This is a genomic window from Micrococcus sp. KBS0714, assembly GCF_002008305.4.
Lineage (GTDB): Bacteria > Actinomycetota > Actinomycetes > Actinomycetales > Micrococcaceae > Micrococcus > Micrococcus luteus.
Genome location: NZ_CP042169.1, coordinates 1880513 through 1903974, shown reverse-complemented (window position 1 = coordinate 1903974; position 23462 = coordinate 1880513). Strand labels below are relative to the sequence as shown.

General features: G+C 72.6%; 20 protein-coding genes and 1 tRNA gene. 16 read left to right on the top strand and 5 right to left on the bottom strand.

Annotated features, from left to right (window positions below; all coding sequences use genetic code 11):
- Positions 1-91: 91 nt before the first annotated feature.
- Positions 92-1045 carry a mycothiol synthase gene (gene mshD / locus B1A86_RS08700; protein ID WP_078025939.1) on the bottom strand — a complete coding sequence of 318 codons (954 nt, stop codon included), beginning with the start codon at positions 1043-1045 and terminating at the stop codon, positions 92-94.
- 113 nt (positions 1046-1158) lie between these two features.
- Here mshD and B1A86_RS08695 point away from each other — a divergent pair, with 113 nt between their 5' ends.
- The 3 genes from B1A86_RS08695 (at position 1159) to B1A86_RS08685 (ending at position 4002) form a co-directional block, all read left to right on the top strand.
- Complete coding sequence (locus tag B1A86_RS08695; RefSeq protein WP_246836816.1) at positions 1159-1953, top strand: hypothetical protein; 795 nt, start codon at positions 1159-1161, stop codon at positions 1951-1953.
- 187 nt (positions 1954-2140) lie between these two features.
- Positions 2141-2809, top strand: coding sequence for an FABP family protein (locus B1A86_RS08690; protein ID WP_036337900.1), 669 nt, complete (start codon positions 2141-2143; stop codon positions 2807-2809).
- On the top strand, positions 2806-4002 hold the full coding sequence (locus B1A86_RS08685; RefSeq protein ID WP_078025938.1) for a folate-binding protein YgfZ: 1197 nt from the start codon (positions 2806-2808) through the stop codon (positions 4000-4002). The genes B1A86_RS08690 and B1A86_RS08685 overlap by 4 nt, the downstream gene beginning before the upstream one ends.
- 13 nt (positions 4003-4015) lie before the next feature.
- Here the strand turns inward: B1A86_RS08685 and B1A86_RS08680 are convergent, their stop codons facing one another.
- The 3 genes from B1A86_RS08680 to B1A86_RS08670 all read right to left on the bottom strand — a co-directional run bounded on the left by B1A86_RS08680 (position 4016) and on the right by B1A86_RS08670 (position 6950).
- Positions 4016-4768 (bottom strand): hypothetical protein, encoded by a 753-nt coding sequence (locus B1A86_RS08680; RefSeq protein ID WP_063188694.1) that lies wholly within the window; start codon positions 4766-4768, stop codon positions 4016-4018.
- Positions 4765-5796 (bottom strand): 6-phosphofructokinase, encoded by a 1032-nt coding sequence (locus B1A86_RS08675; protein ID WP_078025937.1) that lies wholly within the window; start codon positions 5794-5796, stop codon positions 4765-4767. The genes B1A86_RS08680 and B1A86_RS08675 overlap by 4 nt, the downstream gene beginning before the upstream one ends.
- An 89-nt stretch (positions 5797-5885) precedes the next feature.
- Entirely contained in the window at positions 5886-6950 is a 1065-nt protein-coding gene (locus tag B1A86_RS08670) for a PspC domain-containing protein (RefSeq protein WP_078025936.1), read from the bottom strand.
- A 96-nt stretch (positions 6951-7046) separates the two neighbouring features.
- Here B1A86_RS08670 and B1A86_RS08665 point away from each other — a divergent pair, with 96 nt between their 5' ends.
- Positions 7047-8306, top strand: a complete 1260-nt coding sequence (locus tag B1A86_RS08665) for an ATP-binding protein (RefSeq protein ID WP_078025935.1) — start codon at positions 7047-7049, stop codon at positions 8304-8306.
- Entirely contained in the window at positions 8303-9001 is a 699-nt protein-coding gene (locus B1A86_RS08660; RefSeq protein ID WP_078025934.1) for a response regulator transcription factor, read from the top strand. Before B1A86_RS08665 ends, B1A86_RS08660 begins: the two co-directional genes overlap by 4 nt.
- A 47-nt stretch (positions 9002-9048) precedes the next feature.
- On the opposite strand, the gene B1A86_RS08655 is transcribed toward B1A86_RS08660, so the two are convergent.
- Complete coding sequence (locus B1A86_RS08655; RefSeq protein WP_078025933.1) at positions 9049-10257, bottom strand: pyridoxal phosphate-dependent aminotransferase; 1209 nt, start codon at positions 10255-10257, stop codon at positions 9049-9051.
- Positions 10258-10430: 173 nt separating this feature from the next.
- Between B1A86_RS08655 and B1A86_RS08650 the strand changes: the two genes are divergently transcribed.
- The 11 genes from B1A86_RS08650 (at position 10431) to rpsG (ending at position 23424) form a co-directional block, all read left to right on the top strand.
- Positions 10431-10503: transfer RNA gene (locus B1A86_RS08650), tRNA-Trp, on the top strand.
- An 80-nt stretch (positions 10504-10583) separates the two neighbouring features.
- Entirely contained in the window at positions 10584-10835 is a 252-nt protein-coding gene (secE, locus tag B1A86_RS08645; RefSeq protein ID WP_036317743.1) for a preprotein translocase subunit SecE, read from the top strand.
- 104 nt (positions 10836-10939) lie between these two features.
- On the top strand, positions 10940-11824 hold the full coding sequence (gene nusG, locus B1A86_RS08640) for a transcription termination/antitermination protein NusG (RefSeq protein ID WP_036317744.1): 885 nt from the start codon (positions 10940-10942) through the stop codon (positions 11822-11824).
- 132 nt (positions 11825-11956) lie between these two features.
- Entirely contained in the window at positions 11957-12388 is a 432-nt protein-coding gene (gene rplK, locus B1A86_RS08635; RefSeq protein ID WP_010080374.1) for a 50S ribosomal protein L11, read from the top strand.
- A gap of 77 nt (positions 12389-12465) precedes the next feature.
- The gene (gene rplA / locus B1A86_RS08630; RefSeq protein ID WP_036317746.1) at positions 12466-13173 is read left to right on the top strand and encodes a 50S ribosomal protein L1; all 708 of its coding nucleotides are present in this window, start codon (positions 12466-12468) and stop codon (positions 13171-13173) included.
- A gap of 344 nt (positions 13174-13517) precedes the next feature.
- A complete protein-coding gene (gene rplJ, locus B1A86_RS08625; protein ID WP_078025932.1) occupies positions 13518-14039 on the top strand; it encodes a 50S ribosomal protein L10 in 522 nt (173 codons plus the stop codon).
- Positions 14040-14108: 69 nt separating this feature from the next.
- Positions 14109-14498 carry a 50S ribosomal protein L7/L12 gene (gene rplL / locus B1A86_RS08620; protein WP_078025931.1) on the top strand — a complete coding sequence of 130 codons (390 nt, stop codon included), beginning with the start codon at positions 14109-14111 and terminating at the stop codon, positions 14496-14498.
- 285 nt (positions 14499-14783) lie between these two features.
- Entirely contained in the window at positions 14784-18290 is a 3507-nt protein-coding gene (rpoB, locus tag B1A86_RS08615; protein WP_036317750.1) for a DNA-directed RNA polymerase subunit beta, read from the top strand.
- Positions 18291-18373: 83 nt separating this feature from the next.
- The gene (locus B1A86_RS08610) at positions 18374-22270 is read left to right on the top strand and encodes a DNA-directed RNA polymerase subunit beta' (protein ID WP_078025930.1); all 3897 of its coding nucleotides are present in this window, start codon (positions 18374-18376) and stop codon (positions 22268-22270) included.
- A 309-nt stretch (positions 22271-22579) separates the two neighbouring features.
- A complete protein-coding gene (gene rpsL, locus B1A86_RS08605) occupies positions 22580-22954 on the top strand; it encodes a 30S ribosomal protein S12 (RefSeq protein WP_078025929.1) in 375 nt (124 codons plus the stop codon).
- Positions 22954-23424, top strand: coding sequence for a 30S ribosomal protein S7 (gene rpsG, locus B1A86_RS08600; RefSeq protein WP_010080379.1), 471 nt, complete (start codon positions 22954-22956; stop codon positions 23422-23424). The genes rpsL and rpsG overlap by 1 nt, the downstream gene beginning before the upstream one ends.
- The last annotated feature ends 38 nt before the right edge of the window (positions 23425-23462 follow it).

The following is a 23462-nucleotide window of genomic DNA, read 5'->3' as shown; positions in this document are numbered from 1 at the left end:
AGGGCACGGGGCGTGGCCGACCCCGCGGGGGCCGGCCACACCAGGATACGAGGCCGCCGGGATGTGCCCGGCCGGCCCCCGCCCGAGGGTCTCAGGGGCGGCGGTACTGGGCGTCGGCGGCGAACAGCTCGAAGCCGAGGGACGCGTAGAGCGTGACGGCGGCCGTGTTGTCCGCGTCCACGTACAGGTCCACGACGTCGACTCCCTGTTCCGCCATCCGGTGCAGCCCCGCCAGCGTCAGGGCCCGACCGAGGCCGAGGCCCTGGGCGTCGGGGGAGACGCCCACGGCGTACACCTCCCCGACGCGCGGGCCGTCGGCTCCGGCATCCGGCTCCACCTTCGTCCAGTGGAAGCCGAGCAGCCGCCCGTCCGCCTCGCGGGCGGCGAGCAGGAGGCCGTCGGCGTCGAACCAGTCCTCCGCCATGCGGTCGTCGAGGTCGGCGCGGGTCAGGCTGCCCTGTTCGGGGTGGTCCGCGAAGGCGGCGGCGTTCACGTCCAGCCAGGCCTGCTCGTCCTGGCCGGGGACGAAGCCGCGCAGGGCCACCCCGTCGGCGAGCCGCACCTCCGGCAGGGCCGCGAGCGCCGCGTGCGACAGGCGCATCCGGCGCAGCTCGCGGACGGGCTCGAGGCCGTGCCGCCGGGCGAGCCGGACCGCCCCCGGGAGCATGCCGTGGGCCCAGACGCTCGTGGTCTCCTCCCGCGCCAGGTCCCGGACCGCGGCGGCCGCGGCGTCGGCCAGGACCGTCCCCCGGCCGGTGCGGCGTGCGGTCGGGTCGACGACGAGCTCGAGCACGGCCGCCGTGCCCTCGGGCACGAGCACGGCCGCCCCGTCGATCGCCCCGTCCGGGCCCCGGGTGGCTCCCCACCAGAGCTGCCCGCCGCGGGCGAGCAGCACGCGCGTCTGGTCCGACAGCGGGGGATGACCGTCCGCCGCCCCGGCGCGGTCGGCCAGGTCCAGGACGGCGCTCGCCTCCTCCGGGCGCGGGGTGACGACGCGCGGCATGCCGTCGGCGTCGGAGGTCGTGGGGGTGGGGTGTTCGGCCATGCCGGCCACCCTACGGAAGGAGGACGGTGGCCCGCGAGGTGCGCCCCGCCGTCGCCCGCCCAGGGCCGAGCCGGTGCGCACCTGGCAGGATGGGGCAGGTGATGCGCTTGTCCATGGCCCTGAGTGCGGCCGTCGCCGCCCTCGTCCTGGGCGGTGCCGCGTTGCTGGGCCCGGTCCCCGCCGCCCTCGCCGCCGCCGTCGTGATCCTGGTCATCGCCTGGGGCTGGCCGCGGCAGATGGGGGCGCCCGCGCGCCTCTCGCTCAGCGTCACCCTGGCCGTCGCCGGGGGCGCCGCGGTGCTGCTCATGCTGCTGTGGCCGCCGCTCGAGGACGGCCACAGCGGGGCCTGGACGCTCTTCGAGCCGCTCGCCGTCGTCGTCGCCTGGAGCACCATGGCCTCGTTCGTCGTCCAGCTGGTGCGCGGGACCGGCCGGCCGCTGCGCCTCGAGTCCACCGTCGCCACGATGGGCGGGGCGTTCATGGCCGTCGTGACGGCGTGCTGGGTGGCCGTCTCACGCTGGACCGACACCCCTGCGGTCGCCGGGCTGGTCATCACGCTGGCGGTCACGGTGGCCGCGGTCTCCCTCGTCGGCCTCACCCCGTGGATGCAGGGCCGGCCGGGAGTCCTGGCGCTCGTCGTCATCCCCCTCGGCACGGTGCTCGCCTGGCCCGTCTCGGCGCTGGCCGGCGTGGGCGCCCGGGACCGGCCGGCCGTCACGGCCGCGGCGCTCGCGGTGGCCGTGCTGGTGTCCCTGACCGCCGCCACGGCGCCGTCGTCGCGGCCGCGACCCGAGGACCGGCCGGTGGGCACCACCCTGCGCCCGCGCCGGGCGGGTTACGCCCTCGCGTTGGCGCCCGTGGGCGCGGCCGGCGTGGTGGCGCACGTCATGGTGGGCTTCCTGGCCTGACAGGTCGGGCCCGCTCGGTAGGATGTCCCGCATGGATACCCTTCTTGCGCTCGAGATCTTCTTCCTGGCCCTCGTGGTCCTGGCCGGCCTGGGCATGGCCGCCGTCGCTGCGGTCGTCATCAGCGGCCTCTTCAAGGGCCAGCGCTGAGGACGCGCGGCCCGCTGTCGGGCCGCGCCGTGATCTGCCATGGCGACTGAACTCCCGTACGACCTCACCCCCGAGCTCGCGCCCCTGTCCTGGCTCATCGGCAGCTGGGAGGGCCAGGGCCGCCTCGGCGACGGCTCCGCCGGCACCGAGATCTTCTACCAGCGGGTGGACTTCACCGAGCATGGTCTGCCGTTCGTCGAGTACCGCGCGGAGTCGTGGCTGTGCGAGGCGGACGGCACGCTGCTGCGTCCGCTGACCGTGGAGTCCGGCTTCTGGCAGGTGGACCGGGCGCGGCGCGACGGCGACGTCGGCCCCGGCATGCGCCCGGCGGACATCGTCCCCGCGTTCCGCTCCGCCGAGGACGTCGAGCGGCTGCGCGCCGGTGACGAGGGCTTCGGCCTGACCGCCACCATCACGCATCCGGGCTCGCTGTCCGAGCTGTACTACGGCCGCATCAAGGGCCCGCAGCTGCAGCTGGCCACGGACGCGGTCCTGCGTGGCTCCGCCGCCGGCCCGTACCACCGGGCCACCCGCATGGCCGGTCTCGTGAACGGGCAGCTGTTCTGGCGCTGGGACGTCGCGGACGCCGCGGGCGCCGAGCTCGAGGCGCACGCCTCCGCCATCCTGGACCGCATGCCGAGCGCGGCCGAGGGTCGGCTCGCTCCGGGGGCCGAGCGTCCTCGCGGGGCTCGCGGGGAGCAGTCGTGACGACCTCCCGCAGCCCGCTGCTGGACCTGGCCGTGGCCGAGCCGCAGGGGCCGGCCGGCGGCGCCGTCGAGGGCCGCGGCCCGGACGCCGGCGTCGCCGCGCACTACGGTCGCCCCCTGCCAGAGCAGCGCGCCCTCGCCCGGGGCCGCGCCCTGGTCGACCTCTCCCACCGGGCCGTGCTCTCCGTGTCCGGCCCGGACCGGCTGAGCTGGCTGCACACGCTCGGCACGCAGCACGTCGAGACGCTGCCCCCCGGCACGAGCACCGAGATCCTCTTCCTCGACGTGCAGGGGCGGATCGAGCACGCCGCCCACCTGCTCGAGGACGGTACCGCGGCCTGGCTCGTCACGGACCGCGAGGACGGCCCGGGCCTGGCCGCGTGGCTCACCTCGATGCGCTTCTCCCACGACGTCACGCTGCGGGACCACACTGGGGCGGTCGCCGTCGTGGGCGCCACCGCGCCCGTGCCCGGCTGGGAGGACCGCACCGTGTGGCTGGACCCGTGGCCGCGCGTCGGGGCGGGCGGCTGGGCCTACACGGCCGATCCGGATCCGGCGACCCACCCGGGTGCGGACTGGTCCTGGCGCGAGTACCTCGTCACCCGGGCCGACCTCGAGGCCACCGTCCGCGCGCTCGGCACGGGCGTGCTCGCGGGCTGGTCCCTGGCGGGCACGACGGCGGCCGAGGCGCTGCGCATCGAGGCCGGCCGCCCCCGCCGGGCCCTCGACGTGGACGACCGCGCGATCCCGCACGAGCTGGACCTGCTGCGCACCGCCGTGCACCTCGAGAAGGGCTGCTACCGCGGTCAGGAGACCGTGGCGCGCGTGCACAACCTGGGCCGCCCGCCCCGCCGCCTCACCCGCCTGCTCCTGGACGGCTCCGGCCACGCGCTCCCCGAGCACGGTGCCCCCGTGATCCTCCGGCCGGCCGAGGACACGCCCGAGGCCCGCGCCGCCGCCCGTCCGGTGGGGACGGTCACCGCCGCGGCCCAGCACCATGAGGCGGGCGCCGTCGCCCTGGCGCTGCTCAAGCGCACGGTGCCCGTGGACGCCGAGCTGCTGGTCCGCGAGGACGCTCCCGGCGAGGACGGTGTCGCCGAGGGCGGCTGGATCGCCGCGAGCCAGGAGCCGCTCGTGTCCCCGGACGCCGGGCAGGTCGTCGGCCGACCGCGCGGCGTGGGCCGCCTGCGCTGACCGACTCGCCGGCTCAGTCCAGCGCGAGGACGGTCCGCGTGCCCGCCGCCTCCAGCCCGACGGCGATCGCCACGTGGTGCGCGGCCGTGTGGCCCGCCGGCACCTCGGCGAACGGCAGCAGCCCCTCCAGCGCCGCCCGGTCCATCGCCACGGCCACCGCGTAGCGGCCGAGCCCACGACCGCGCAGCCGCGGTGGGGTGAGGGTGCCCAGCGAGGCCAGCACGCCGCCCGTCACGCGATGCCCCGCCGCCGCCACCGCGGCTTCGATCGCCCGTCCCGCGCCGTCGTCGGGAACGAGCGCGACCGAGGACTCCCAGGAGGGGACACCCGCCTCGGCCACGTCGTCTGCGGGGGCCTGCGCGACCACGGCGTGGACGTGGGCGGGGTCGTCGGACACGGCGACGGTGCGCGAGGGGTCGACCGGCGGCGGTTCCTCGGCGGCGTAGAGCGTGAACTCGCCGCGCGAGCGCACGGCCTCCCCGGCGGCGGCGCGCACCGCCGTCCGCAGCAGGGCCGACTCCACGCCCAGCGCCTCGGCGGGCACGCCGCGGCAGGCACGCGTGAACCACGCCGGCCCCGCCACGACGGTGGCCCAGGGCAGGGCCAGCACCTCCGCCTCGGCCACGCCCTGCCGGGCCACCTCGATGCGGCGCGGCTCGGCGCCCGCCGCCGGGGCGTCGTCGGGCAGCAGCGCGGTGTCGGGCAGGCCGAGCCGACGCGCCAGCCCGAGGGCCAGCACGCCGACGGCGGGGTGGTCGGGTCTCACCGGCCGAACAGGATCTTCGCCTCGTCGTAGCGGGAGACCGGCACCTTCTTGAGGCCCTTGAGGGCGGCGCTCATGGGGATGGAGATGATCTCCGTGCCGTTGGCCGCCACCATCTGTCCCCAGCGGCGCTGGGCGACGAGGTCGACGGCGCCCATGCCGAAGCGCGTGGAGAGCACGCGGTCCGTGGCGGTGGGGGCGCCGCCGCGCTGGATGTGGCCCAGGATGGTGCTGCGCGTCTCGATGCCCGTCATCTCCTCGATCTCGCGGGTCACCCACTCGCCGATGCCGCCCAGACGCGGTCGGCCGGACGCCTCGACCCCGGCCTCGGCCAGCGGGTCGTCGTGGCCCTCGGGGATGAAGCCCTCCGCCACCACGACCAGCGGGGAGCGGCCGCGGTCGTGGACCTGCTGCACCCACTCGGCGACCTGGGACATCGGGGTGCGGACCTCGGGGATGAGGATCGCGTGGGCGCCGGCGGCCATGCCCGAGTGCAGGGCGATCCAGCCGACGTGGCGGCCCATGACCTCGGCGACCATGCAGCGGTGGTGGGACTCGCCCGTGGTGCGCAGCCGGTCCATGGCGTCCGTGGCGATCTGCACGGCCGTGTCGAAGCCGAACGTGTAGTCGGTGCCCTGCAGGTCGTTGTCGATCGTCTTGGGCACGCCCACGATCGGCAGCCCGTCCGCGGCCAGGCGGTTCGCGCCGGCCAGGGTGCCCTCGCCGCCGATCGCGATGACGGCGTCGATGTCCAGCTCGCGCAGGTTGCGGAGCATGTTCTCCGGGCCGCCGCCCTCCGCGTTGTAGGGGTGCGTGCGGGAGGTGCCGAGGATGGTGCCGCCGGTGCGGGCCAGGCCGCGCACGCGGGAGCGGGGCAGGTCCTCGACGTCCTTCTCGATCAGGCCGGACCACCCGTTGCGGATGCCCACCATCTCCATGTCGTACGACTTGATGCCGTGCAGGACGGCGGAGCGGATGACGGCGTTGAGGCCGGGGCAGTCGCCTCCGGAGGTGAGCATTCCGACGCGCATGGGGGTCCTCTCGGGCGTTCTCGTGGGGGTCGGCACCACCCTAGGCGTGCCCGCCGCGTCGCGTCAGGGGACGGGCGACGGGCGGCGGGTCAGCCGAGGGCCACGAGGACGGCGACCTGGAGGGCCGTCGCACCCACGAGGATGCCGCTCGCCGGGCCGAGGGTGCCGGGACGGCGGCCGCTGAGCAGAGCGCCCAGCAGGACGGGGGCGATCACCGCGAGCGCGGCGACGAGCATGGGCACCGCCAGCAGCGTGGGGGTCGGACCGACGCCGAGCAGCAGGCTGATCCCGAGGGCGGCGAGCGCGGCGAGGACGGCCCCGGCGTAGGTGGCGGCCTGCGCGATCGGCCCGAGGCGCGGCTTCGCGGCCGTGGCTGCGGACCCCGAGCCGGTCGGGGCGGTGGCCGCCCGGGGGGCCTCCTCGGCCAGGCGCGTCGCGGCCCGCCGTTCGCGGGAGTGGACGTGGTCGCGCCAGGTGCCGGTCGCGGGGTCGATCCATTCGGGGCGGAAGCCGTGCGGGTCGGTGACCTCGGCCGCCCGCTCGCGCGGACCTCCGCCGACGTACCAGGCCGGGCGCGGCACGGCGTGGGCGGGCTGGTCGGCGTCGGGGACCCGGCCCGGGGCCACGCGGGCCTGCGCCCGGCCGTCCCAGCGGGTCACGAGCCACCAGACGAGCACGGCCAGCGCGCCCAGGCCCACGAGGGAGCCGGGGCCGCCCACGGCCGGGGCGATGAGGGTGAACCCGGCGCCGAGCAGCAGGTTGAGGGCGCCGATCGCCCCGATCACGCCGATGGCCACGGTGGCGTCCTGCCACTCCCCGCGGCGCAGGCGGCCGAACTGCACGCGTCCGTCGGGGTCGGGGAGCACGGCCCAGGCGGCCGCGTAGGCCAGCAGGCCCAGGCCCGCGGAGACCATGCACACGGCGACGAACACGCCGCGGGCGAGCAGCGGATCGATGCGGTAGCGCTCGGCCACCCCGCCGAGCACCCCGCCGACCCACGAGGCCGGCGAGCGGCGCACGCCCCAGCTCAGGACGGCGCGGCGCAGCCAGCCCGGCAGGGCGTCCAGTCCGTCGGGGCCGGTCTCGCCCGCGGCGGCTCCGTCGGGGGCGACGTGGGGGCCGGGGCCGGTGAACGGGTCGTGTGTGCTCGTCATGTCTCCATCCTCGTCCGCCTGCGGCCCCCGCCCATCCGGGAACTCCCGGAATCCTCCCCGGATGTGCCGCCCCGTCCGACGCGGCAGGATGGGGGCATGCCCACCCCGTCCGCGCCCGCGCCGGCCCCGCGTCCGCCGTTGATGCGGCACGGGGCCGACCGTCCGGTGTCCGGCGTCGCCGCGGGGCTCGCCCGGCACCTCGGGATGCCCGCCGGCCGCGTCCGCGCGGCCCTGGCGCTGCTGAGCCTGCTGGGCGGCGCGGGCCTGGCCCTGTACGTGTGGCTCTGGCTGCTCGTGCCGGAGGAGGGTCCGGACGGCGCTCCTGCCGCCGACGCCCCCACCCTGCGTGGTCGCGCCCCCGAGGTGCTCGAGCGGGTGCGCGAGGGCGGCTGGCCGGTGCTGCTGGCCGCCGTGGTGCTCGGCGTGGGCGTGCTGACCGTCGCGGACGGCCTCGGCCTCGCCGTCGACTGGGCGCTCGTGGGCCCGGTGGCCGTCCTCGTGATCGGCCTCGGCCTGGCCTGGATGCAGCTCGACCTGGCGGGCGGGCCCCGGGCCGGGCGGAGCGGACGACTGGTCCGCCTCGTGCTCGGCACGGCCCTCGTGCTGCTGGCGGTGCTGGCCATCGTCCTGGGCGCCGTGAGCTCGGGCGAGCTGTGGCGGGCTCTGCTGGCCGCCGTCGCGATGCTCGCCGGCGCGGCGCTGGTGGCCATGCCCTACGTCCTGGCCTGGCTGCGCCGACGGGACGCGGAGCGGACCGCGTTCGCGGTGCAGGCCCAGCGCGCCGAGATCGCGGCGCACCTGCACGACTCGGTGCTGCAGTCCCTCGCCCTCATCCAGCGGCGCGCCCAGGACGCGGACGCGGTGGCCCGGGTGGCCCGCGCCCAGGAGCGTGAGCTGCGTCAGTTCCTCGCCCTGGACTCCCGTGGCGGCCCGCACTCCCTGGCGGAGGCGCTCGAACAGCACGCCGCCGCCGTCGAGGACGCCCACGGGGCCCGGGTGGAGGTCGTGGCCGTGGGGCGGGCCGCGGGGGCGTGGCTCGAGCCGCTCGCGGCCGCGGCGCGCGAGGCCATGCAGAACGCGGCCCGGCACGCCGGCGACGCGCAGGTCTTCGCGGAGGCCGGTGAGGACGACCGCGGCCGCACCGTCGCGGAGGTGTTCGTCCGGGACCGCGGTCCCGGCTTCGACCTGCCCACGGTCCCGGCCGACCGGCTCGGCGTGCGGGAGTCGATCCTCGGCCGCATGGGCCGTGCCGGCGGGACCGCCCGCATCCGGTCCGGCCCGGGCGGCACCGAGGTCCACCTGACGTTGGCCGAGCCCGAGGGTGCGCGAGCGCGCACCGGACAGGAGCACCCATGACCGACCCCGCCCCGCGCACGGCCGTCAACGTGGACGACCACGCGATCTTCCGCTCCGGCCTGCGCGCCGACCTGGACCCGGACCGACTGGCCATCGTCGGTGAGGCCGGGGACGTGGACGAGGCCGTCCGCGCCGTGCTGGACCTGGCGCCGGATGTGGTGCTGCTGGACGTGCACCTGCCCGGCGGGGCCGGCGGCGGGGGAGCGGAGGTGGCCGAGCGTGTCCTCGCGCGCCGACCCGCGCAGCGGTTCCTGGCCCTGTCCGTCTCGGACGCGGCCGAGGACGTCGTCGCCGTGATCCGTGCGGGGGCCCGCGGCTACATCACCAAGACGGCCTCCGGCGCGGAGGTGGCGGACGCGGCGGTCCGCGTGGCCGACGGCGACGCCGTGTTCTCGCCCCGACTGGCCGGGTTCGTCCTCGACGCCTTCCGCGGCACGGCGCCCGCGTCCCCGCCCGTCCCCGCCGCGGCGACGAGCGGGGCTGCGGCCCCCGACGAGGACCTCGACCGGCTCTCGGCACGGGAGCGGGAGGTCATGCGGCTGATCGCGCGCGGCTACACCTACCGGGAGGCCGGGGCGGAGCTGTTCATCTCGGACCGCACGGTCGAGACCCATGTGTCCTCCGTGCTGCGCAAGCTCCAGCTCTCCAACCGCCACGAGCTGACCCGCTGGGCCGCGCGCCGCGGATACGCCTGAGCCCCGCGGCACGCGGCGTCGCGGGGCTCAGGGGTGGGGTGTGCGGCTCAGGCGCTGAGCAGGGCGCGGATGCGCTCGACGCCCTCGGCGAGGTCCGCATCGCCCAGCGCGTAGGACAGTCGCAGATAGCCGGACGGGCCGAACGCCTCGCCCGGGACCACGGCGACCTCCGCCTCGTCGAGGATGAAGGCGGCCAGCTCGGCCGACGTCGCGGGGGTGACGCCGCCGCGGTAGGTCTTCGCGAGCGCCTCCCGCACGTCCACGTACGCGTAGAACGCACCCTGCGGGGTGGGACAGTGGAAGCCCGGCACGGCGTCCATGGCTTCGACCATGGCCCGGCGCCGGCGGTCGAACGCCGTCTTCATCTCCGCCACGGCGTCCAACGGGCCGGCGATGGCGGCCAGCGCGGCCCGCTGCGACACGTTGGCCACGTTCGAGGTGGCGTGGGACTGCAGGTTCGTGGCGGCCTTGACCACGTCCAGCGGACCGGCCATCCAGCCGACGCGCCAGCCCGTCATCGCGTAGGTCTTGGCGACGCCGTTGAGGATCACGGACTGCTCCGCCAGCTCGGGCACGGCGCGGACGATCGAGGTGAACGGCATGCCGTCGTAGGTCAGGTGCTCGTAGATCTCGTCGGTGACCACCCACAGCCCCCGCTCCCGTGCCCACTGGCCGATCGCCGCCGTCTCCTCGGGGGAGTACACGGCGCCGGTGGGGTTGGAGGGGGAGACGAACAGGAGCACCTTGGTGCGGTCCGTGACGGACTCGTCGAGCTGGTCCACGGTGACCTTGTAGCCCTGCTCGGGGCCGGCGAACACCTCCACCGGCACGCCGCCGGCCAGGCGGATCGCCTCGGGGTAGGTGGTCCAGTAGGGGGCGGGGACGAGCACCTCGTCCTGCGGGTCCAGCAGCGCGGCGAAGGCGTTGTACACGGCCTGCTTCCCGCCGTTGGTCACCAGCACCTGGGCGGCCTCGAGGGATACGCCGGAGTCGCGCAGCGTCTTGTCCGCGATCGCCTCGCGCAGCTCGGGCAGGCCGGAGGCGGGGGAGTAGCGGTGGTTCTTCGGGTCCCGGGCCGCGGCGACGGCGGCCTCCACGATGTAGTCCGGGGTGGGGAAGTCGGGCTCGCCGGCGCCGAAGCCGATCACCGGGCGCCCGGCGGCCTTGAGCTCCTTGGCGCGGGCGTCGACGGCGAGGGTGGCGGAGGGCGCGATGGCGGACAGACGGGCGGAGACGCGGCGGGCGGGCGCGGCCATGGGGACCTTCTTCGAGCTCGACGGGGAGGGCGGGGCGGAGCGGGGCTCCGTCCTGCCAGGGTACTGACTGCCCGGGGCCCGTTCGACTCCCGCCGCCCGATGGCGTATCCTGGATCTCCGGTACCGCGATCACGGTCGATCCCGCGAGGGTTCGGCCGGCTCCGTCGGTCCGAAGGGTAGTGGCGCAATTGGTAGCGCAGCGGTCTCCAAAACCGCAGGTTGCAGGTTCGAGTCCTGTCTGCCCTGCTCGATGCCGGGCCTCGTGCTCGGCATCGGACGTGTAGAAAGCGATTCGGCGATCCGACGAGTGAGGCCACGTGACTGAGATGGCGGCGAACGGCGGGGGGCCCGCCCCCACGCCGAGCAGGCAGCGTCGCGGGCTGTTCGCGCGGATCGCGCTGTTCCTGCGCCAGGTGGTGGACGAGCTCCGCAAGGTCGTCACCCCCACGAGCGAGGAGCTGCTGCGCACGACCGGAGTGGTGCTCGCCTTCGTGGCGTTCATGATCCTGCTGGTCATGGGGCTGGACTGGGTGTTCGGCACCGTGGCGGGTCTCCTGTTCGGCGCCGGCGGCCTCTGAGCCCGGCGCGGACGGTCCCGACGTCGCAGGACGCGTCCCCCGCACGCCCGTGAGGGCCCTCCCCGACGGCAGGGCCCGCCGTCCGTCAGCAGAAAGCAGGAACCGTGTCCGAGCAGGAACTGGATCGTCAGCCCGCCGAGGAGTCCGTCCCGATGTCGGAGGACGCCGTGGCCGAGGAGACCGCCGAGACCGCGCAGGACGCCGGCACGCCCGTCGAGGACGCCCTGGACGAGGTCGCCGGCAGCGGTGACGAGACCGCCGAGGCCACCGTGCAGGAGGCCGACCTGGCCGTCGCCGAGGGCGAGGACGCACCGACCCCCGTCGAGGAGCAGTCCGACGACGAGCCCGCCGTGGACCCCGCCGAGGAGCTGCGCACCCGCCTGCGCCGCCAGCCCGGCGACTGGTACGTCGTCCACACCTACGCCGGCTACGAGAAGCGCGTGAAGACGAACCTCGAGGCCCGCATCCTGACCCAGGACATGGAGGACTCGATCTACGAGATCGAGGTCCCCATGGAGGAGGTCGTGGAGATCAAGAACACCACGCGCAAGATCGTCTCGCGCGTGCGCATCCCGGGCTACGTGCTCGTCCGCATGGACCTCGACGACGCCTCGTGGGGCGTCGTACGGCACACCCCGGGCGTCACGGGCTTCGTGGGCAACGACGCCCACCACCCGCAGCCGCTCAGCCTGGACGAGGTGTACGACATGCTCGCCCCGTCCGTGATCCAGGAGGCCGCCCGCGCCGCCGAGAAGGCCGGCCTGGCCGTCCCCGCCGCGGCCGAGTCCGGCGCGCCCGCCGCCCCCGCGATCCACGTGGACTTCGAGGTCGGCGAGTCGGTCACCGTCAACGACGGCCCGTTCGAGACCCTCCCGGCCACGATCTCCGAGATCAAGCCGGAGGCCCAGCAGCTCGTGGTGCTCGTCTCGATCTTCGAGCGCGAGACCCCCGTGACGCTGTCCTTCAACCAGGTGACCAAGGCCATCTGAGGACACCCGACGCTTCCGCACCGGGCCGGCCGCCTGCCGGCCCGGACGCGGCACCGGCCGCCGCGCCACGGCGGCCACCGCCCCCGGTGCGCTCCTGCGCCGAGGGTCCCCCAGTGAGAGAAGGATCCACTCATGGCTCCCAAGAAGAAGGTCACCGGTCTGATCAAGCTTCAGATCCAGGCCGGCGCCGCCAACCCGGCCCCGCCCATCGGCCCCGCCCTGGGCCAGCACGGCGTGAACATCATGGAGTTCTGCAAGGCGTACAACGCCGCCACCGAGTCGCAGCGCGGCAACGTGGTCCCGGTCGAGATCACCGTGTACGAGGACCGCTCGTTCACCTTCGTGACCAAGACCCCGCCGGCCGCCGAGCTCATCAAGAAGGCCGCCGGCGTCGCCAAGGGCTCCGCCACCCCGCACACGGCCAAGGTCGGCACGCTGACCCAGGCCCAGTGCGAGGAGATCGCCCAGACCAAGATGGAGGACCTGAACGCCAACGACGTCCAGGCCGCCGCCAAGATCATCGCGGGCACCGCCCGCTCGATGGGCATCACCGTCGAGGGCTGACGCCCACCCCCACCCCCTTCCAGTGGCAGGGCCGAGCGCGGTCCGCAGACCACGACTGCACAAGGAGAAGAACGCAGATGGCACAGCGCAGCAAGGCATACAAGGCGGCCAAGGCCGCGATCGGCGAGGATCTGTACTCGCCGGTGGAGGCGATCCGCCTCGCCAAGGAGACCAACCCCTCCAAGACCGACGCCACCGTGGAGGTGGCCCTCCGCCTCTCGGTCGACCCCCGCAAGGCCGACCAGATGGTCCGCGGCTCCGTGAGCCTGCCCCACGGCACCGGCAAGACCGCGCGCGTCGTCGTGTTCGCCACCGGTGACCGCGCCGAGGCCGCCCGCGCCGCCGGCGCGGACGTCGTGGGCGACGACGACCTGATCGCCCGGATCTCCGAGGGCTGGGTGGACTTCGACGCCGCCGTGGCCTCCCCGGAGCTCATGGGCAAGGTCGGCCGTCTGGGCAAGGTGCTCGGCCCCCGCAACCTGATGCCGAACCCCAAGACCGGCACCGTGACCCCGGACGTGGCCAAGGCCGTGGCCGACATCAAGGGCGGCAAGATCGACTTCCGCGTCGACAAGCACTCCAACCTGCACTTCATCATCGGCAAGACCTCCTTCGAGGCCAAGGCCCTGGTGGAGAACTACGCCGCAGCCCTCGAGGAGGTCCTGCGTCTGAAGCCGTCCTCCTCCAAGGGCCGCTACATCTCCAAGGCCACCGTGGCCACCACCTTCGGCCCGGGCGTGCCCATGGACCCGAACGTGACCTCGGTGGACTCCTCCGAGCTCTGAGCCACGCGGCCCCGGTGATCGGGGCCCACGACGTCGGCCGGTCGTCCCCGCAGCGGGGACGACCGGCCGGCGTCGTCCCGGGTCGATTTTGCGGGCCCGCCCCGGACGTGTACGCTGGTGCCTACCGAAGACCGCCGGTCGTGGTGCCCTGCCTCCGGGCAGAGCCCACCGAAGGATCTCCCTGACGGAGACGGCCCGCGCAGGTGAACGTGAGCCACGCTCGCATCCGCACGTCGACCCTCCGGGTCCGGCCGCGTCGATGCTCCTGCTGCGCCCCGTGCATCTGCACGGGGCGCTTTCTCGTCTCGGGGTGGCGGTTCCCACGCATCATCGAGAGGAGTGCCATGGCGACGTCCGCGAAGGAGTCGGCGGTGGCTGAGCTCACGGACCTGTTCCGTGAGTCCAGCGCCGCTGTTCTGACGGAATACCGTGGCCTGACGGTGACGGAGCTCAAGCAGCTGCGCGACTCCATCCGTCAGGACGCGACCTACGCCGTGGCGAAGAACACGCTGGCCGAGATCGCGGCCAAGGACGCCGGTCTGGAGGGCCTCGAGGCTCACCTGTCCGGTCCCACCGCGATCGCGTTCGTGACCGGGGACCCGGTCAACGTCGCGAAGGCCCTGCGTGACTTCGCCAAGGATCACGAGAAGCTCGTACTCAAGGGCGGCTACATGGATGGCCAGCCCCTGGACGAGGCCGGCATCAAGCAGCTCGCGGACCTCGAGTCCCGCGAGGTGCTGCTGGCCAAGTTCGCCGGCGCGATGAAGGGCAGCATGTCCAAGGCTGCCGCCCTGTTCCAGGCGCCGCTGTCCAAGACCGTCCGCACGGTCGAGGCGCTGCGCGCCGCGCAGGGCGAGGCTGCCTGAGCAGTCCGCCCCGGGCTGCACGGCCCACCACTTCACACGTAGTCAAGACGTACCCGTAAAGGAGCCATCATGGCCAAGCTGACCACCGAAGAGCTGCTCGCCGCGTTCGAGGAGCTGACCCTCATCGAGCTGTCCGAGTTCATCAAGGCGTTCGAGGAGAAGTTCGACGTCACCGCCGCCGCCCCCGTGGCCGTGGCCGCCGCCGGCGGTGCCGCCGGTGGTGCCGAGGCCGCCGCCGCCGAGGAGAAGGACGAGTTCGACGTCGTCCTCGAGGCCGCCGGCGACAAGAAGATCGGCGTCATCAAGGAGGTGCGCGCCATCACCTCCCTCGGCCTGAAGGAGGCCAAGGACCTGGTGGACGGCGCTCCCAAGCCCATCCTCGAGGGCGTCAACAAGGAGACCGCCGAGAAGGCCAAGGAGCAGCTCGAGGGCGCCGGCGCCACCGTCACCCTCAAGTGATGATCGCGGCCTGAGCCGCATCACGCCTCCTCACGAGGCCCCCGGACCCGCGCTGCGGACCGGGGGCCTCGTGGCGTCCCGGGTCACGCACCCCCGGCTGGACAGGGGCGACGGGCGCGGATAGGATGGATCTTTGCATCTCCCCTGTTCCGTGCCGCCCGCAGGACCTCGCGTCCCGCCGTGGCCCGCACGGTTCCGCACGGCCTTCATATAGCGGTGGGCCGGCGCCGCCGTCTCGCGGCAGGGGAGCGAACGGAACCCAGAAGGCCTGTGGAAGGATCCTACGTGGTCGCCTCGAGCACCTCCAACGAAACCGCTACCGTCTCCCCGCGATCCGGCGCCTCCGCCGGACGCGTCTCCTTCGCCAAGATCTCCGAGCCGCTGGACGTGCCGGACCTGCTGGCGCTGCAGACCGAGTCGTTCGACCGCCTGATCGGCAATGAGCGGTGGGCCGCGCGCGTGGACGCCGCCCTGGCCGCCGACGACCACTCCGTGCCCGTCACCTCGGGACTGACGGACATCTTCGAGGAGATCTCCCCGATCGAGGACTTCCAGGGCACCATGTCCCTGTCCTTCGCCGAGCCCGAGTTCGCCGACGCGAAGATGACGGAGGAGGAGTGCAAGGATCGCGACGCGACCTTCTCCGCCCCGCTGTACGTCAAGGCCGAGTTCATGAACAACACGACCGGCGAGATCAAGCAGCAGACCGTCTTCATGGGCGACTTCCCGCTGATGACCCGCAACGGCACGTTCATCATCAACGGCACCGAGCGCGTCGTCGTCTCCCAGCTGGTCCGCTCCCCGGGCGCCTACTTCGAGCGCACCCCGGACAAGACCTCGGACAAGGAGATCTTCTCCGCGAAGATCATCCCCTCGCGCGGCGCCTGGTTCGAGCTCGAGGTGGACAAGCGTGACCAGGTCGGCGTCCGCCTCGACCGCAAGCGCAAGCAGCCCGTGACGGTGCTGCTCAAGGCCATGGGCTGGACCGAGTCCCGCATCCTGGAGGAGTTCGGCCACTACGACTCCATCCGCGCCACCCTCGAGAAGGACGGCACCGCGGACCAGGACGAGGCCCTGCTCGACATCTACCGCAAGCTGCGCCCGGGCGAGCCGGCCGCCGTCGACGCCGCGCAGACGCTGCTGAACAACCTGTACTTCACCCCGAAGCGCTACGACCTCGCCAAGGTGGGCCGCTACAAGCTCAACCGCAAGCTCGGCGTGGACGTGCACCTCGGCGACCCCAACGCGTCTGTGCTCACCGAGGACGACATCGTCCAGATGGTGCACTTCATCGCCGCGCTGCACGCCGGCGAGACCGTCATCAAGGGCACGCGCGACGGCGAGCCGGTGGATGTGCGCGTGGAGATCGACGACATCGACCACTTCGGCAACCGTCGCATCCGTGCGGTGGGCGAGCTGATCGAGAACCAGATCCGCACCGGCCTGTCCCGCATGGAGCGCGTCGTGCGCGAGCGCATGACCACCCAGGACGTCGAGGCGATCACCCCGCAGACCCTGATCAACATCCGCCCCGTGGTGGCGGCGATCAAGGAGTTCTTCGGCACCTCGCAGCTGTCCCAGTTCATGGACCAGAACAACCCGCTGGCCGGCCTGACGCACAAGCGTCGCCTGTCCGCGCTCGGCCCGGGCGGCCTGTCCCGCGACCGTGCCGGCATGGAGGTCCGTGACGTCCACCCGTCGCACTACGGCCGCATGTGCCCCATCGAGACCCCGGAAGGCCCGAACATCGGCCTCATCGGGTCGCTGGCGACCTTCGGCCGGATCAACTCCTTCGGCTTCATCGAGACCCCGTACCGCCGCGTGGTCGACGGCCGGGTCACGGACACCGTGGACTACCTGACCGCCGACGACGAGCTGGCCTTCCAGATCGCCCAGGCGAACGCCCCGGTGGATGAGGACGGCCGGTTCGAGGAGGAGTTCGTGCTCTGCCGCCAGCGCGGCGGCGACGGCGAGCCCGTGCTCTCGACCGTGGACGAGATCGACTACATGGACGTGTCCCCGCGCCAGATGGTGTCGGCGGCCACCGCCCTGATCCCGTTCCTCGAGCACGACGACGCCAACCGCGCGCTCATGGGCGCGAACATGCAGCGTCAGGCCGTGCCGCTGCTCCGCTCCGAGGCCCCCTACGTGGGCACCGGCATGGAGAAGTACGTGGCCGTGGACGCGGGCGACTCCGTGACGGCCACCCAGGGCGGCGTCGTGACCGAGGTGGCCGCGGACCTGGTGACCGTCATGAACGACGATGGCACCACCACGCACTACCCGATCATGAAGTTCGCCCGCTCGAACCAGGGCAACGCCTACAACCAGCGGGTGCGCGTCTCCGAGGGCGAGCGGGTGGAGCCGCTGAGCATCATCGCCGACGGTCCCGCCACGGACAACGGCGAGCTCGCGCTCGGCAAGAACCTCCTCGTCGCGTTCATGCCCTGGGAGGGCCTGAACTACGAGGACGCGATCATCCTGTCCCAGCGCATGGTCTCGGAGGACGTCCTCACCTCGATCCACATCGAGGAGCACGAGGTCGACGCCCGCGACACCAAGCTGGGCGCCGAGGAGATCACGCGCGACATCCCCAACGTGTCCGAGGAGGTGCTCTCGCAGCTCGACGAGCGCGGCATCATCCACATCGGCGCCGAGGTGGAGGCCGGCGACATCCTGGTCGGCCGCGTGACCCCGAAGGGCGAGACCGAGCTGACCCCGGAGGAGCGCCTGCTGCGCGCGATCTTCGGCGAGAAGTCCCGCGAGGTCCGCGACACGTCCCTGAAGGTGCCGCACGGCGAGTCCGGCACCGTCATCGGCGTGCGCATCTTCGACCGCGACGAGGACGACGACCTGCCCCCGGGCGTGAACCAGCTGGTGCGCGTCTACGTGGCGCAGAAGCGCAAGATCACCGACGGCGACAAGATGGCCGGCCGCCACGGCAACAAGGGCGTCATCTCGAAGATCCTGCCGCTCGAGGACATGCCGTTCCTGGCGGACGGCACCCCGGTGGACATCGTGCTGAACCCGCTCGGCGTCCCCGGCCGCATGAACCTCGGCCAGGTCATGGAGCTGCACCTGGGCTGGGCCGCCTCGCGCGGCTGGGACATCCAGGGCGAGCCGGAGTGGATCAAGGACCTGCCGAACTTCCCGCGGCAGTCCGGTCCGGTCAACGTGGCCACCCCGGTGTTCGACGGCGCCGAGGCGTACGAGATCACGGGCCTGCTCGGCCACGTGAACGTGACCCGCGACGGCGACCGTCTCATGAGCGACAGCGGCAAGGCGCAGCTGTTCGACGGCCGCACCGGCGAGCCGTTCCCGGACCCGGTGTCCGTGGGCTACATGTACATGCTCAAGCTGCACCACCTGGTGGACGACAAGATCCACGCCCGTTCCACGGGCCCGTACTCGATGATCACGCAGCAGCCGCTGGGCGGTAAGGCCCAGTTCGGCGGCCAGCGCTTCGGCGAGATGGAGGTGTGGGCGCTCGAGGCGTACGGCGCGGCGTTCACCCTCCAGGAGCTGCTGACCATCAAGTCGGACGACATCCACGGCCGCGTGAAGGTCTACGAGGCCATCGTCAAGGGCGAGAACATCCCGGAGCCGGGTGTTCCCGAGTCCTTCAAGGTGCTCATCAAGGAGATGCAGTCCCTCTGCCTGAACGTGGAGGTCCTCTCCGCCGACGGCCAGGCCATCGAGATGCGTGACGCGGAGGACGAGGTCTACCGCGCCGCCGAGGAGCTGGGCATCGACCTCTCCCACGCCGAGCCGAGCTCGGTGGAGGAAGTCTGAGCCGGGCCCGATCCCGCATCCACAAGACGTCACCTGAGAACCACTGAACCAAGGGAGTTCACCGGAGCATGAGCGTGAACAGCATGTCCACTGACAACTCTTTCGGCCTGATGCGCATCGGCCTGGCCACGGCGGAGGACATCCGCCGCTGGTCCTACGGCGAGGTCAAGAAGCCGGAGACCATCAACTACCGCACCCTGAAGCCGGAGAAGGACGGACTCTTCTGCGAGAAGATCTTCGGCCCCACCCGTGACTGGGAGTGCGCGTGCGGCAAGTACAAGCGCGTGCGCTTCAAGGGCATCATCTGCGAGCGCTGCGGCGTCGAGGTGACCCGCTCGAAGGTGCGCCGCGACCGCATGGGCCACATCGAGCTGGCCGCGCCGGTCACCCACATCTGGTACTTCAAGGGCGTGCCCTCGCGCCTGGGCTACCTGCTGGACCTGGCGCCGAAGGACCTCGAGAAGGTCATCTACTTCGCGGCGTACATGATCACCTCGGTGGACGAGGAGGCCCGGCACCGCGACCTGGCCAACCTCCAGGCCGAGTACGACCAGGAGACCCGTGTCCTGGCCGACCAGCGTGACTCCGACATCGCCGCGGTGGCCGCCGACCTCGAGAAGGACCTGGCCAAGCTGGAGTCCGAGGGCGCCAAGGCCGCCGAGAAGAAGAAGGCCCGCGACGCCGCGGACAAGACCATGGCGCAGATCCGCAAGCGCGCGGACGCGGACCTGGACCGCAAGGAGCAGGTCTGGGACCGCTTCAAGAACCTCAAGGTCGCCGACCTCGAGGGCGACGAGGGTCTGTACCGCGCCATGCGGGACAAGTACGGCCAGTACTTCGAGGGCTCGATGGGCGCGGAGGCGATCCAGCGTCGCCTGCAGACCTTCGACCTCGAGGCCGAGTCCGAGATGCTGCGTGAGACCATCAAGACGGGCAAGGGCCAGCGCAAGACCCGCGCCTTGAAGCGCCTGAAGGTCGTCAACGCGTTCCTGACCACGGACAACTCGCCCGAGGGCATGGTCCTGGACGCCGTCCCGGTGATCCCGCCGGAGCTGCGTCCGATGGTGCAGCTGGACGGCGGCCGCTTCGCGACCTCCGACCTCAACGACCTGTACCGTCGCGTGATCAACCGTAACAACCGCCTGAAGCGGCTGCTCGACCTCGGCGCGCCCGAGATCATCGTCAACAACGAGAAGCGCATGCTGCAGGAGGCCGTGGACTCGCTGTTCGACAACGGCCGCCGCGGCCGGCCGGTGACCGGCCCGGGCAACCGCCCGCTCAAGTCGCTCTCCGACATGCTCAAGGGCAAGCAGGGCCGGTTCCGTCAGAACCTGCTCGGCAAGCGCGTGGACTACTCGGGCCGCTCGGTCATCGTGGTGGGTCCCCAGCTCAAGCTGCACCAGTGCGGCCTGCCGAAGCAGATGGCGCTGGAGCTGTTCAAGCCGTTCGTGATGAAGCGTCTCGTGGACCTGAACCACGCGCAGAACATCAAGTCCGCCAAGCGCATGGTGGAGCGCTTCCGTCCGCAGGTCTGGGACGTGCTCGAGGAGGTCATCACCGAGCACCCGGTCCTGCTGAACCGCGCCCCCACCCTGCACCGTCTGGGCATCCAGGCCTTCGAGCCGCAGCTCGTGGAAGGCAAGGCCCTGCAGCTGCACCCGCTGGTCTGCTCCGCGTTCAACGCGGACTTCGACGGCGACCAGATGGCGGTCCACCTGCCCCTGTCGCCGGAGGCCCAGGCCGAGGCGCGCCTGCTCATGCTCTCGAGCCACAACATCCTGAAGCCCTCGGACGGCCGCGCGGTCGCCGTGCCGGCCCAGGACATGATCATCGGACTGAACCACCTCACCACGGTGCGTCCGGACGAGGTCGGCGCGGGCAACCTGTACGCGACCGTCGGCGAGGCCATCATGGCGTTCGACGGCGGCGACCTGCACCTGAACGCGCCCGCACGGATCGGCGTCGAGGGCTTCGTGCCGTCGGCGGACGTGCCGGCCCCCGAGGGCTGGTCCGAGGGCGAGATCGCCCTCATCGAGACCACCCTGGGCAAGGTGCTGTTCAACGAGCTGCTGCCGGACGACTACCCGTGGCTGGACAAGCAGGCGACCAAGGGCACCCTCGGTCAGCTGGTCAACGACCTGGCCGAGCGCTACCCGATGGTCGTCACCGCGCAGACGCTGGACAACCTCAAGGACGCCGGCTTCCACTGGGGCACCTGGTCGGGTGTGACCGTGGCGATCTCGGACATCACCTCCGACTTCGACAAGGCCGCCATCATGGAGGGCTACGAGGAGCAGGCCCAGCGCGTGCAGCAGCAGTACGACAAGGGCCTGATCGCGGACGACGAGCGTCGCTCCGAGCTGATCGACATCTGGAACAAGGCCACCGACGAGGTCGCCGCGGCCATGAAGGACGGCCTGCCGGAGCTCAACACCATCAACCGCATGGTGTCCTCCGGTGCGCGAGGCAACTGGCTCCAGGTGCGCCAGATCGCGGGCATCCGCGGCCTCGTGGCCAACCCGAAGGGTGAGATCATCCCGCGTCCGATCAAGTCCTCGTACCGCGAGGGCCTGTCCGTGCTCGAGTACTTCTCCGCCACCCACGGCGCCCGCAAGGGCCTCGCGGACACCGCGCTGAAGACCGCGAACTCGGGCTACCTGACCCGTCGTCTCGTCGATGTGTCCCAGGACGTCATCGTCCGCGAGGACGACTGCGGCACCGAGCGCGGCCTGTCCGTCACGATCGCCGCCCCGAACGCCGACGGCGAGCTGGTGGCCCACGAGCAGGTCGAGAACTCGGCCTTCGCCCGCACGCTGGCCCAGGACGTCACGGGCGAGGACGGCACGGTGCTGGCCTCGGCCGGCGCCGACGTGGGCGACGTGCTGATCGGCGAGCTGGTGGCTGCCGGCGTCACGGAGATCAAGGTCCGCTCGGTCCTGACCTGCGAGTCCGCCGTGGGCACCTGCGCGAAGTGCTACGGCCGCTCCATGGCCACCGGCCAGCTGGTGGACATCGGCGAGGCCGTCGGCATCATCGCGGCCCAGTCGATCGGTGAGCCGGGCACCCAGCTCACCATGCGCACGTTCCACACCGGCGGTGTGGCCTCGGCCGACGACATCACGCAGGGTCTGCCCCGCATCCAGGAGCTCTTCGAGGCCCGCACCCCGAAGGGCGTGGCCCCGATCTCCGAGGTCGCCGGCCGCGTGACCATCGAGGACACCGAGACGTCCGTGCGACTGCTGCTCACACCGGACGACGGCTCCGAGGAGATCGCCTACCCGGTGCTGCGCCGTGCGCGCATCCTCGTGGCGGACGGCGAGCACGTGCCGGTGGGCACGCAGCTCGTGGCCGGCGCCGTGGACCCGAAGCAGGTCCTGCGCGTGCTCGGCCCGCGGGCCGCGCAGCGGTTCCTCGTGGACGAGGTGCAGAACGTGTACCAGTCCCAGGGCGTGGGCATCCACGACAAGCACGTGGAGGTCATCGTCCGGCAGATGCTGCGTCGCATCACCGTCATCGAGTCCGGTGACACCGACCTGCTGCCGGGTGAGCTCACGGACCGGGCGCGCTTCGTGGCCGCCAACCGCGCCGCCGTCGCCGAGGGCCGCCAGCCGGCCTCCGGCCGCGACGAGCTGATGGGCATCACGAAGGCCTCGCTGGCCACGGACTCGTGGCTGTCGGCCGCGTCCTTCCAGGAGACGACCCGCGTCCTGACGCAGGCGGCCATGGAGGGCAAGTCCGACCCGCTGCTGGGCCTGAAGGAGAACGTGATCATCGGCAAGCTGATCCCGGCCGGCACGGGCCTGGACCGCTACACGAAGACCGTCGTGGAGCCGACGGAGGAGGCGAAGGCCAACCTGTTCGCCTCGCCGGCCGGCTTCGCGGACTTCGACTACCCGGGCCTGGACCAGTCGCTCGGCGAGAACGACTTCCACGCCGTCTCGCTGGACGACTACGGCCGCGGGGGCGACTTCCGCGCCTGACCCGCGTCCCTCAGGGGCCCGCCCCTCCACCGCTCATGCGGGGGAGGGGCGGGCCCTTGTCCGTGCAGGGCCGGCTCGTCGACGACGCCGGAGCGTGCTATGCTGTCAAGGATTGTTTTTCGTGTGGCAAATTGGACGCTGTCCGGGTCGCGGGGTCATTGCGCGGCAGATGCCACACTTTTGCACGCCTGCGGACGTCTGCTCGTTGCGAGCCCCCACAGGGAGAGGCAGAGCAGAGGAACGAGCAGCCGGCGCCCCGGGCGCCGGTCGATCACGTCAGCGATCACCGAAACACAGGAAGGCTGAAGAGTGCCTACGATTCAGCAGCTGGTCCGCAAGGGCCGCTCACCCAAGGTCGTCAATACGAAGGCCCCTGCCCTGCAGGGGAACCCCATGCGTCGTGGCGTGTGCACCCGTGTGTACACCACCACGCCCAAGAAGCCGAACTCGGCGCTGCGCAAGGTCGCCCGTGTGCGCCTGAACGGCGGCATCGAGGTCACCGCCTACATCCCCGGCGAGGGCCACAACCTGCAGGAGCACTCGATCGTGCTCGTCCGCGGCGGTCGTGTGAGGGACCTGCCCGGCGTGCGCTACAAGATCGTGCGCGGCGCCCTCGACACCCAGGGCGTGAAGAACCGCGGCCAGGCCCGCTCCCGCTACGGCGCCAAGAAGGAGAAGAAGTAATGCCTCGTAAGGGTCCTGCGCCGAAGCGCCCCCTCGTCGTCGATCCCGTCTACGGCTCCCCGCTGGTCACGCAGCTGATCAACAAGGTGCTCGTCGACGGCAAGAAGTCCACCGCCGAGCGCATCGTGTACGGCGCGCTCGAGGGCGCCCGCGCCAAGAACGGCGCCGATCCCGTGGCCACCCTCAAGAAGGCCATGGACAACATCAAGCCGGCCCTCGAGGTGCGCTCCCGCCGCGTCGGCGGCGCCACCTACCAGGTGCCCGTCGAGGTCAAGCCGGGCCGCTCCACGGCCCTGGCCCTGCGCTGGCTGGTCGGCTTCTCCAAGGCCCGCCGTGAGAAGACCATGACCGAGCGCCTGATGAACGAGATCCTGGACGCCTCGAACGGCCTGGGCGGCGCCGTGAAGCGTCGCGAGGACACCCACAAGATGGCCGAGGCCAACAAGGCCTTCGCCCACTACCGCTGGTGATCCGTGTGGCCCGGGGCGCGCGATCCGCGCCTCGGGCC